Source organism: Allorhizobium sp. NPDC080224 (assembly GCF_050281005.1).
In the GTDB taxonomy this organism is placed as follows: domain Bacteria; phylum Pseudomonadota; class Alphaproteobacteria; order Rhizobiales; family Rhizobiaceae; genus Allorhizobium.
In genome coordinates this window covers 1,238,199-1,248,827 of record NZ_JBNNWJ010000001.1, presented here as the reverse complement: position 1 = coordinate 1,248,827, position 10,629 = coordinate 1,238,199, and the positions used below count along the sequence as shown (strand labels likewise).

Genomic DNA, 10,629 nt, shown 5'->3' with positions numbered 1-10,629 from the left:
CTTAACCGATCGGCTCGTCGCTCAGAACGCTGCCCAGCCGGATGACCATCTTACGATCGAAATGATGCGGACGAGCAAACATCCAGTCGAGAGCCTGTGAGACCGTCCAGGGACGCTTGTAGGGACGCACGGATGTCAGCGCCTCGAAGACATCGCAGACCGCGCTCAACTGCACCGGGGCGCTCAGGTCCTTCTGCTTCAGACCGAGCGGGTAGCCGGAGCCATCGAGAACCTCATGATGCAGGCGGCAGACGTCGAGCACTACTTGCGGGATCTCGGGATGGGTCTTGAGCAGCTGGTAGCCTGCCTCCGGATGGTTGCGGATGACGACGCGTTCACGATCGGTCAGATGACCGGGCTTGTTGAGAATTTCGTTGGGGATCAGCAGCTTGCCGATATCGTGCAGCATGCCGGCGACGCCGAGGATGCGCACCGTTTCGTCGTCCATTTGCAGCGAGCGCGCCAGAAGTGTCATCAAGCCGCTGACGGCAAGCGAATGGACATAGGTGGTCTCGTCCTTGCTCTTGAGGCGGGTCACCTCCAGGGCGATGACGGTGCTGTCGGACCACAGCTCGGCATTCTCGTCGGCTGCCTCGGAGAGATGCGCCATGTCGAGCGGGCGACCCGAGACGATGTCGCCGAGACTGGTGCGGAGCACCTTTGCGGATTGCTTGATGACCCCGCGAGCGGCCCGCGTGCGCATGTCCTTTGGCAGCAGGGATGACGAGGCTGGCTTGACGGCTGCGACCTTGCGGCCGTCCGGATCGACGCCGAGACGCAGATTGATCGAGACGTCGGTCGCAGACGAGGTCAGGATTGCCGCCATGTCGCGGTCGCTGTTGAGCAGGAAGCGGCGTCTGGCAAATTCCCGGCTGGGGCACGCGACGCTTTCGATGAACATTCCCTTGCGAATGCGATCCTTGGCAATCTTCATCAGCATGGATGGTCGACCTGCTCCGCAAGAGGCGCCCTTGGCAGGGGCAGCGGTTGATCGGGCGTAATGCCACGACTTCCTATTTTACCTTATCCTACATAAACGATTTACAACCGGTGAATCGCTGGAAGTCGGGTGTGCGACATGGCTTCGGAGCCTTGAGCAGCAACACGTCGCGGATGCCCGGATCGCACCACGACGACCGGCAACGGCGAATGACGAGAGAGCTTGCTCAGAACGGCCGACGGCCTGGGCCGAAGACAGGTCCCTGTGGCGCTGGCAGGGCCGGCAAGGTCGGCAGTTCCACCCGTGGCCAGATGGCATTGGGATCCAGCCGCTCATAGCGGATGCCGGTGAAGAAAAGGATCTCCGCCTTGTGCTCACGTTTGCCTGCCGAACGGCGGGAGGGGTTCAGCCGGTCCGAAATCCTGATGATATCCGCCATGCTCGTCTCCTTTCGAGAAGAAAGATCGAGAGGGTCGAGAGGGTCATCTCGCCCTGCCCTCCTTTTACGAGGGCCGGCACAATCCGGTTCATGTTGCGGAAAGTCTCACACAAACCAGGGTCATCTGCGCCTTTCTCCGACGCGTTCCCCCTTGTCGCGGTTCACCCCACGAAACGGGGTACGCATATGCCTAATATCGGAAACATGCGGCGAATCATCTGACTTGACCATCCGCCTGTCCACAAGAAGCCATAGGTTAGTTAACAGCTTGCTAACAAATTCGTTCTAATCTGGCTCACATCTGTATTGCGTTGGAGTGGGTAGTCGTGAGCGAACAGTTCAGGGAGCTTGAAAGGCCGGCCGGCGCGCGGAACAAGGATGTCGTTCTGATGGCCACGGTCACGAGTTTCCAGGCGCTCTCCTTTCCCGGCAAGTCGGAACTCCGACAATTTGCCGAGCTGTTCCAGCCGCTGTTTGCCGGGTCTTCTGCCGAAGCGCGTCGCGAAGCGGTCGCGGCCCTCTCGCAAAGTCCGAACCTGCCGCTCTCGATCGCAGCCTTCATCGCCTCCCAGCCGATTTCGATCGCCGCCCCCTTTCTCGCCTCGTCGCCTGCATTGTCTGACGATATGCTGGTGATGATCGCCCGCACGCAGGGTGCCGATCATGCCCGGGCCATCGTCAAGCGTGAGCGCCTGTCGCCGACTGTGATCGATGCCCTGGTCTCGCTGCGCCACGCGCTGCCGCCACGACCGGACAAGGTGAAGGCGGATGAGACGAAGCCTGAGGTTCAGACTCCGCAGGCGGCCAAGGCTCCACCCTCGAGCTTCGACACGGTCATGGCCGATCTGGAAATGCGCGACCTGCCGGGCGCTGCGTCAACCGCTGTGTCCGAGCCTGCAGCGGAGAGCCGCGAAGAAGCGCTGCGCCAGACGATCAAACGCATGGCCTATCAGCAGCGTCCGCCTCGCAGTGACCGGCTTGGCCGACGCCAGGCGACACCGGTGCAGACCGCGTTGCTCGTCCGCTTTGCCCGCACCCATGACGGCGGGTTCTTTGCCACGACGCTCGCCGACATGCTGACCTCGAGCCGCTGGCTTGCCGAGCGCATCCTGCTCGACATTTCCGGACGGCAGCTCGCAACCACGCTTGCCGGCGTTGCCATGGAGGATCGCGAGGCGATCTTCATCCTCGAACACATCTATCCGCATCTCTCCCGCCGCGAGAACGGCGCGAGCCGGGCCGAAAACCTCTTCTTCGGCATGGACCCGGACCAGGCCGAGGCCCGGATCGACAGCTGGATCCGTGCCGACCGGTATACCTTCGCCGGCGAAGAGCAGACGATCGAGGCGGGTGACGGCTCCGAACGCACCGCGGTGCCGAGCAGCAAACCGCTGACCGCCGCCAACCAGGCTGCATCAAAGCGTCAACCCGTGGGCGACGAGCATGGGCGACAGGTGCTCAGGGCGCGCAAGCGGTAGAAGCTGAGTGAGGCAATAGGCAGTAAACGGTAGGCGTGACTGCTTGTGTGTGGGTTTTCGCAGCCGCCGTCGCGTGTGATCACTCCAACCCCGGCGCTTTGCGCCGACCCTCCCCCTCAAGGGGAGGGTGGAGGGTGGATGGCGATGGCCGACGCTCCTTCGCTCGACGGCCTCTTCCGAGGGGCTGATCCCATGCCGCGCAGAGTGGGCTGTCGCTCAATCTTCGCCATCCGTCAGCGTCAGATAGGTGCCGAGATGCTCCACCTCGATCTCGACCAGCCAGAGATCGCTGTCGAACTTCTGCTCGCGGGCAATCAGAGCCTCCACGGCCTCTGGTTCGGCACGCACGAGGCGTGGCTCGAAGATGCGGTCGTCGCGCGTCTCGTCATCGATCATGGCCTGGGGTGCCGGGCCATAAAGCGTCTCCAGACCATCGCGGAAGCGCTGGCGCACGAAGACTGCGCCCGAAGCCTCCGAACCCTTGGCGACAACAGCAGCATAGCCGCCGTCGGAGAAGACGCGGCGAGTGAGTGCGGAGACGAAGATGTCGGAGCGGATGCGCATGGGCTAGGGTTTAGGGGATTGCGCGGGCGGCGTCGAGGGTCGAGGGTCAGGGTTCGTCAGTCGGCTTAATCAATTGCGCAAATCGAGCGCCTGCCCCTTTGGCCTCATTGAGGACCACATCGAAATCGTCCGGCGGATGGCCGCTGTCGAGCATACTCTTGAAAACCGAATAGGCATCGAATCGACTGCCATAGGCACGGAGCGTGTCGTCATCGTTCAGCCAAACGAAGACGATAATCTTGCGGCTGCTGTCGAAGCGAAAGAACAGCCTGTATTGCTGGAAGAACTTCGCCCGGAACCAGTGTTTGTGGTGACTGCCCAGCGTATGACCCTGACGGAATTGCGGGGCTCCCGGATCGGCCGGAATATCGGTCGTCACGAGCTTGAGGATCGCGGCCAGCCGCTTCGAAGCATTCTTCTGACGCCAAGTCTCCGGATCGCGGCGCTTTCGCGCTTCGACTTCGTCCGCAAGGGTCAGCAACTGATCGAGAAAAAGGGGGTGGGCATAGACGGCCCAGCCATTAGCCGTGAAGGGCGCGCCGAGCTCACTCATCTTCCGGCGACAGTGGCGCGTCGAGATCGACGGCGACATCTCCGACCAGTGCTCCGATCCGCTGCACCAGCGCTCCCTCCATCGGCTTCAGCCGTTCGGGATGATCCATCACACCGCGTTCCAGCAGATCCAGGAATGGGCCAAGAGCGGGATCGCGCTCTTCGGCCACAGCTTCGATATACACTCGGCCGCTCGAGTCCGTACGATAGCGGATCTGGTCGCCCTTACGCAGTTGCAACTGTTTTCGCACACCCGTCGGAACCGTGGTCTGGTACCGATCGGTCAGCTTCGAAATCTCGTCGGGTCGCATCGTCATCGCCAGCCTCGCAGGTAATAAGCGCAAAAGTAATGCATCTGCATTGCCTGCGCAAGGCGATGGTGAGGGCGAGCAGGCCGACATGCGATGTCGGCTTGGGATTTAACCCACTTCGGCAGCCTTGTATGGCGCCACCACGATCTCATCAGCACGACGCCTTGCTGCTGCAATGTCGAAGCTGTTTTGCATGCGCATCAAGGTGTCCATGGATACGCCGAAGGCCTTCTCGATGCGCAGGGCCATTTCCGGTGACAGGCTGGCGCGCTGATTGAGCAAGGCGGACAAGGCGGCACGCGTGACGCCCAAGGCCGCCGCACCAGACGTCACATTGAGGTTCAGGGGCTCGATGATCTCATGACGGATGAAGTCACCCGGATGAGCCGGTGACTTCATGCGATAGCCCGCGTCCATGTTCATCTTCGACCTCCTAGTGATAGTCCTCGTAGTTCAGATCGACGATCTCCACAGTGTCGCCGTCGATGTGGAAGGTCAGGCGCCAGTTCTTCGTGACGAACAGGCTCCACGTGCCCTTCCGATCACCAGTCAGACGGTGCGCTTTCCAGCTTGGAACCGCATACAGCTCTTCTTCGCTCTGCATGTCCTGCAGGAATGAGATCATGCGTCGGATCTTCGGGATCACAGCTGGCTGAAGGCCAGACCCGTCGTCTGCCTCGATCAACCGACGCAAGCCCTTGTGCAGAACCGACCTGATCTTCATGCGAAAAGATAGGCTGACCAGTGCATATCGTCAAGCGACGCTTTACACCTTCACCGCCAGCCTCAGCCCACCCCAATGCCGGCCGGCGACGAAGATCGGGGCGGAGATGTCCTTCATCAGGACGAAATTACCGCCGCCCATGTCGCGGCGGTAGGTCTGGACGAGGAAGGGGGCCGTCGAGCGGCCAGCGGCAAGGCCGACGCGGTCGTTGAAGAGGCGGCGGTTGCGACAGTTGGCGGTGTTCCACACCGTATTGCCGGGGCGCTGCGGGGCAGAGAACTTCTTGTTGTGGGTCGGCAGATAGCCGTTTTCGTCGACGGCAGCGCAGAAGCCGATGCGCTCCGACGATCCCGCCACTGGCTCGATGATCGCGGGAAGCACCTGATCGGTGAATTCGGTGAAACCGGTCATCATCTGCACCGGGTCGGTGCCCGGGATCGGACGATAGTTGCGGTCGAAAAGGTCGCTCGAACGGATCCTGCCGCTGTCGACGGCATTCTGGAAGGCCTGCGAAATGCGGGCGGCGACATCGACGGCGGTGTCGATCCAGTCGCTGTCGGCGGTGCGGATGCCTGCACTGGCGGTCAGCTGGATCAAGGTTTCCGAAAGCGCCACCACCTTGTCGACGCGGCCTGCGGTCTGCTGCAGGTGATGGTCGGACTGGCGGACTTCCGCCGACATGTCGCTGAGGGTTGCGACGAATTCCGAGCACTGGCGATCGACCTGGTCGGTCGTCTGGGCCATGGCCGAGGAGCCGTCGAGAATGCGGGTGATGACCTGCTCCATGGCGGAGAAGGACTGGTTCATCGCCTGGGAGGTCTCACGTACGTCGCGGGCGCTGGCGGTCGCACCACGGCCGGCATCGTTCAGGCGGACGATCTTCTGGCGGATCTGGTTCAGGGTTTCCTGGATGGCACCGGTCGCCTGGGAGGTCTGCAGCGCAAGCGCGCGGACTTCGGCTGCAACCACGGCAAAGCCCTTGCCGGCCTCGCCTGCACGGGCAGCTTCGATCGCGGCATTGAGGGCGAGCAGGTTGGTCTGGCGGGCGATGGTGCCGATCTCTTCGGCGACCTTGTCGACCTCGGCGAGCGACTGCGAAAAGCTGCCGATCTCCGTGCCGATTTCCTCCGAGGTCTCGACCATGTGATCGATCTTGTCGACGGCGCCGGTCAGGCGGGTCGCGCTGTCGGTCAGCATGCGACGGGCTTCGCCGGCGGTCTGATCCGTCTCGCGCAGGGTGCTCGCGACATCGCGATTGGTTTCGGCGATCGACAGCGCTGTTCGGGTAATGCCGTCGAAAGTCACCGCATGGCGTTTGGAAATACCGGCGACGTCCTGGATCGCTCCGGCGATATCGACGAGATCGACGCCGAGCGTCGAGGCCTCTTCGGCCAACCGCTGGACGATGCCGCGCAAAGTGGCTGCATCGATCTCCTGATGCCGCAGGGTCTCCGTCGCATCCAGTTGGTGGTCGTCATCGTATTGCGCGTTCATCGCAGCAGTCATGGATCATCCTCCTCCAATTGACGGAGTATACAGTTGGTATGATTAATGAGGCCTTTCGTTAGGGACTCCGAAAATTCACCTAGACGAAAGTCCGGTGAACAGCCGATGCTCGTCCGCCCTGCCCCCCTGCGGAGAATTGCCCGAGCAGGACACGGCATGTTAGGTCACAGCAAAGTTGACCCAGGACCGCCATGCACATCGTTCTCGCCACTCATACCCGTATTCCGGCCCTGCGTTACGGCGGCACGGAGCGCATCATCGCCTGGCTTGGCCGCGCGCTTGCCGAAAAGGGTCACGTCGTCGGACTTCTGGGCCCGGCGGGTTCGACGTGGCACTACGGACCGCTTACGGTTTTCGATCCCGATCGGCCGCTCGAGGCGCAGATCCCGCGCGAGGCGGATGTGTTTCACAGCCATGTCGGGCTCGATCCCGATTTCGACGGCAAGGCCTGCCAGACGATCCATGGCAATGCGGCGGATGCCGGGCTGCATCGCAATTCGATCTTCGTCTCCGCCAATCACGCCGCACGGCATGGCGGTGCCGCCTTCGTGCATAACGGGCTCGATCCGCGCGTCTACCCAGAGCCTAACCTTGCTCATGAGGGCAGATCTCTCGCCTTCCTCGCCAAGGCGGCCTGGAAGGTGAAGAATGTGCGCGGCGCGATCCGGGTGGCGCGGAAGGCCGGACGTCGGCTCGACGTGCTTGGCGGCTATCGCCTGAACCTGAAGATGGGGCTGCGGCTTACGCTCGATCCCAATGCACGCTTTCACGGCATGGTCGACGACGCCGGCAAGGCTGAAGTGCTCGGGCGGTCGGCCGGCCTGTTGTTTCCGGTGCGCTGGCACGAACCCTTCGGGCTTGCGGTGATTGAGGCGATGTATTTCGGGCTTCCGGTCTTTGCCACGCCCTACGGGTCGCTGCCGGAACTGGTGCCGGAGCATGTGGGCTGCCTTTCGGACAAGGGCGACGTATTGGCGGAGGCAGTTCGCGATATCGGGCGGTTCGATCGCGCGGCGATCCACGCGCATTTCCAGGAGCATTTCACGGCGGAGCGCATGACCGCGCACTATCTGTCGTTCTATGAGCGTATCGAGGCGGGAGAGAGCCTGCACCCGGCAAGTTTTACGGCGCCGGTCGCGCCCCATCAGGGCTTGCTGCCCTGGACGGACTGAAGCGCCGTCGCTTCAGTGTCACGGGGTCAGGAAATCACAGGGCGCCGATGGATTTCAGCTTCTTCAAGACGGCCGCGCTCGGCTCGCCCGTTTCCGGCAGCTGGTAGTGGCGCTCGAAGCGACGGATCGCGGAACGGGTGTCTTCGCCCGGCACGCCGTCGATGCGGATGTTCTTGTAGGCCATGTTGGACAGGCCGCGCTGGATTTCCATGACCAGGCCCGGATCGAAATTCGCCTGCTGCACCGGCGGCGGGGCCGTCGGTTCGACGGTTTTGGGCGGAACGGGCTGGGCGGCTGTGACCGGACGCCGCGGCGCGGTCACCACCTGGGCTTCAGAATTGCGGATGGCGGCCGCAACCGGGTCTTCTCCCGGCGCTTCGACATCCATCACCGGGCGCTGTGCCGGAACGGCGGCGGTGATGCCGCGATCGAGCGTGAGCGCCGCCAAAAGTTCCGGCATCACGAGGCCGTTCGCCTCCATGCCAACGGTCTTCTGGAACATGGCAATCGCGGTTTCGGTGCGCGGCCCGATGACGCCGTCTGGCTCGCCGTCATAGAGACCGCGGCGCAGGAGTTCATCCTGGACCTTACGAATGAGGCCTGCCGTCTCCGCGGCATTGGCGGGGAGGCTCGCGGGCGCGGGCGAGGCTGATGTCGCGGTTTGAGCCGGTGCTGCTGCCGGACGGGCTTCAGTCGTATCCGAGGGTGCCGTTTCGCTGCCCGGCTTTTCGCGTTCGATGCGGAAGGTGGTGACGTTGTCCGCGTCCTGTTCGCTGAGTAGCGGGCTGCGCGGCGTGCCGGCAAGGGCGGTAAAGTCGGCAGCGTCACGGGTGCGCAGGAATGGCGAGGGATGCTGGCCCGGCTGATACCACAGCGCATTGGCAGCGATCGTTCCGAAGACAAGTGTAAAGCAGAAAGCGCCACCCACGGCACGCGGATGACGGCCGGCAAGCCGCGCAAGGGCGCCAGCACCCGTCGAGAGAACCAGGAGGACCTTCGAGCCCGCCTTCTTCTTCTCAGGCGATTTTCGCTTTCGCTTCGTCATGCCCCGGTGCTTTCCCACCCCTTGTCAGTTCACTCCCCGTCTCGGCAAGGCGCGGCGGGAATTCGACCATGTTCGTTTCACCGATAGCCCTGGCGCCAGAGCCGTCCGCCGGCAGAGTCACCAAGACCACGGTGCCCTCGCCTGCGCGGCTTTCAATCCTGAAGGTGCCGCCATGGAGAGCCGTCAATCCCTTTACCAGCGAAAGGCCGAGGCCGGAACCCTCGTAGTTGCGATTGAGATCGTTCTGCACTTGTGTAAACGGGCGACCGAGCAGAGCCATCTTCTCCGGCGCGATGCCGATACCGGTATCGCTGATGCTGATCGTGACCTCGTTGCCCTGTCTTGCGGCATCAATGTTCACGGCGCCACCGGCATCGGTGAACTTGATGGCATTGCCGACGAGGTTGATGACGATCTGGCGCAGCGCCCGGCCATCCGCCGAGATCTCGCCCAAGCCCCGGGGCAGACGGCTTGTCAGCTTGACGCCCTTGGTCTGGGCCTGCAGCGAAAGCATGCGTTCGCATTCGGTCAGCGACTGCGCGAGATCGACATCCTCGAGCATCAGTTCGTAGCGGCCCGCCTCGATCTTCGACATGTCGAGCATGGTGTTGACGACGGAGAGCAAGTGGGCGCCGGACTGGCGGATCAGCTGGACATATTCACGCTGGCGGTCGTTTTCGAGCTTGCCGAAATACTCACCGATCAGGATGTCGGAAAAGCCGAGAATCGCGTTGAGCGGCGTGCGCATCTCATGGCTGACGGCGGCGAGAAAGCGGCTCTTGATCTCGTGGGCAGCACTTGCCTCTTCTTCCTTGCGGGCCACCTCGTCGCGCATCAGCATCTCGCCTTCGATGTCGAGCATCTGGGCGCGGACACCGGCAAGCGTGCCGTCGTCGGACCGGACGGCGGTCATGTCGAGACGGACATTGAGGAATTGGGCCTGATCGAGTCCGATGACCGGACGGTCGAGCCTGAGATCGGTCACGACGACATCGGCGCCGAGGCGCAGCTCGTCGAGCGCCTGGACGAAGGCCAAGCGGTCGGAGACATGCACCTGCTCGACAAAGGCACGCGACAGCGGCTCGCGCAGGAAGGACAGGAACATCTGACGGTCACGGCCACCGGCCGCGCGGACGATGCCCGTCGCGTCGAGCGTCAGGAAGAGGCCGGGGCAATATTCGTAAGGGTCGGTCGGGATGGTCGCGAGCACCGTCTCGGCCTCGTCTCGCTCGCTTCCGAGGCGAAGGCCCGAGACCAGCACCAGGGCGCTGAGAAGATAGAGGGCGGTGACGAGGGCAAAACCGATCGGCAGACCGGTTGCGACGCCAAAGACCAAAGTGAGGATGGCGGGCACGGCGACGAGCGCGGGGAGAACCGCAAGGGTCAGCCGGCGCAAGGCAACGATCTCGGCCCGGTCAACCGGACGGCCAACGGCATGACGCACGAGAAGCCGGGCCAGAAGCCCGTCCATCTTTACCGTCAATGCAGCCGACATTTTACGCAATACAACCACGCCAGAAATCCGCGACCGGTTCATCTGATTTATGGGTCTGAAGATAGGCCGACGCGCTTAAGGAATAGATAAGGCAGAGCCCCGGAAGGGCCCCGGCTCAGCCGTTCTGACCCGAAACAGGACAGCCGAACGAGGCTTTCCAAATCATGGTTAACGGGGCGTAAGCACTGAAATCATTCAATTTTTCTGATGGCCGTTAAGATTTGTGTCGGCGCCACCAGGCCAAAAGCGGTGGATTGCGGGGCCAGCGCCACATTTATGCTTAACGCTGACCGCTAAAGTTTTACGGACGCGTCCCGAAATGGGGAGATCACTCAAATTTTAGTCGAATTCGCATCAAAACCGACCGTCTTTCGCAAATCGATTTTGGCGAATCAAACCTAGG

The 10,629-nt window shown here is 62.5% G+C and carries 12 protein-coding genes; 2 read left to right on the top strand and 10 right to left on the bottom strand.

Annotated features, from left to right (window positions below; all coding sequences use genetic code 11):
- Position 1: 1 nt before the first annotated feature.
- Together ACQKP1_RS06180 and ACQKP1_RS06175 are read right to left on the bottom strand one after the other, a co-directional pair.
- Positions 2 to 940: an HD-GYP domain-containing protein gene (locus ACQKP1_RS06180; RefSeq protein ID WP_427274603.1), complete on the bottom strand. Its 939-nt coding sequence runs from the start codon at positions 938 to 940 to the stop codon at positions 2 to 4.
- 226 nt (positions 941 to 1,166) lie between these two features.
- Positions 1,167 to 1,379, bottom strand: a complete 213-nt coding sequence (locus ACQKP1_RS06175; RefSeq protein WP_427274602.1) for a hypothetical protein — start codon at positions 1,377 to 1,379, stop codon at positions 1,167 to 1,169.
- 389 nt (positions 1,380 to 1,768) lie between these two features.
- On the opposite strand from ACQKP1_RS06175, the gene ACQKP1_RS06170 reads away from it, so the two are divergent.
- Positions 1,769 to 2,857: a DUF2336 domain-containing protein gene (locus ACQKP1_RS06170; protein ID WP_427276413.1), complete on the top strand. Its 1,089-nt coding sequence runs from the start codon at positions 1,769 to 1,771 to the stop codon at positions 2,855 to 2,857.
- A 216-nt stretch (positions 2,858 to 3,073) separates the two neighbouring features.
- Here ACQKP1_RS06170 and ACQKP1_RS06165 read toward each other — a convergent pair whose 3' ends face one another.
- The 6 genes from ACQKP1_RS06165 to ACQKP1_RS06140 all read right to left on the bottom strand — a co-directional run bounded on the left by ACQKP1_RS06165 (position 3,074) and on the right by ACQKP1_RS06140 (position 6,514).
- Complete coding sequence (locus ACQKP1_RS06165; RefSeq protein ID WP_427274601.1) at positions 3,074 to 3,421, bottom strand: DUF1491 family protein; 348 nt, start codon at positions 3,419 to 3,421, stop codon at positions 3,074 to 3,076.
- 46 nt (positions 3,422 to 3,467) lie between these two features.
- Positions 3,468 to 3,974, bottom strand: a complete 507-nt coding sequence (locus tag ACQKP1_RS06160) for a type II toxin-antitoxin system YhaV family toxin (RefSeq protein ID WP_427274600.1) — start codon at positions 3,972 to 3,974, stop codon at positions 3,468 to 3,470.
- Positions 3,967 to 4,290, bottom strand: coding sequence for a type II toxin-antitoxin system PrlF family antitoxin (locus ACQKP1_RS06155; RefSeq protein ID WP_427274599.1), 324 nt, complete (start codon positions 4,288 to 4,290; stop codon positions 3,967 to 3,969). The genes ACQKP1_RS06160 and ACQKP1_RS06155 overlap by 8 nt, the downstream gene beginning before the upstream one ends.
- A gap of 102 nt (positions 4,291 to 4,392) precedes the next feature.
- Positions 4,393 to 4,701, bottom strand: coding sequence for a HigA family addiction module antitoxin (locus ACQKP1_RS06150; RefSeq protein ID WP_427276412.1), 309 nt, complete (start codon positions 4,699 to 4,701; stop codon positions 4,393 to 4,395).
- Between the two features lie 16 nt (positions 4,702 to 4,717).
- Entirely contained in the window at positions 4,718 to 5,008 is a 291-nt protein-coding gene (locus tag ACQKP1_RS06145; RefSeq protein WP_427274598.1) for a type II toxin-antitoxin system RelE/ParE family toxin, read from the bottom strand.
- A gap of 42 nt (positions 5,009 to 5,050) precedes the next feature.
- A complete protein-coding gene (locus tag ACQKP1_RS06140; protein WP_427274597.1) occupies positions 5,051 to 6,514 on the bottom strand; it encodes a methyl-accepting chemotaxis protein in 1,464 nt (487 codons plus the stop codon).
- Positions 6,515 to 6,705: 191 nt separating this feature from the next.
- Here ACQKP1_RS06140 and ACQKP1_RS06135 point away from each other — a divergent pair, with 191 nt between their 5' ends.
- Positions 6,706 to 7,686 carry a glycosyltransferase gene (locus ACQKP1_RS06135; RefSeq protein WP_427274596.1) on the top strand — a complete coding sequence of 327 codons (981 nt, stop codon included), beginning with the start codon at positions 6,706 to 6,708 and terminating at the stop codon, positions 7,684 to 7,686.
- Positions 7,687 to 7,720: 34 nt separating this feature from the next.
- Here the strand turns inward: ACQKP1_RS06135 and ACQKP1_RS06130 are convergent, their stop codons facing one another.
- The gene (locus tag ACQKP1_RS06130) at positions 7,721 to 8,731 is read right to left on the bottom strand and encodes a peptidoglycan-binding domain-containing protein (RefSeq protein ID WP_427274595.1); all 1,011 of its coding nucleotides are present in this window, start codon (positions 8,729 to 8,731) and stop codon (positions 7,721 to 7,723) included.
- Positions 8,703 to 10,202 (bottom strand): sensor histidine kinase, encoded by a 1,500-nt coding sequence (locus ACQKP1_RS06125; RefSeq protein WP_427276411.1) that lies wholly within the window; start codon positions 10,200 to 10,202, stop codon positions 8,703 to 8,705. The genes ACQKP1_RS06130 and ACQKP1_RS06125 overlap by 29 nt, the downstream gene beginning before the upstream one ends.
- Between the last annotated feature and the right edge of the window lie 427 nt (positions 10,203 to 10,629).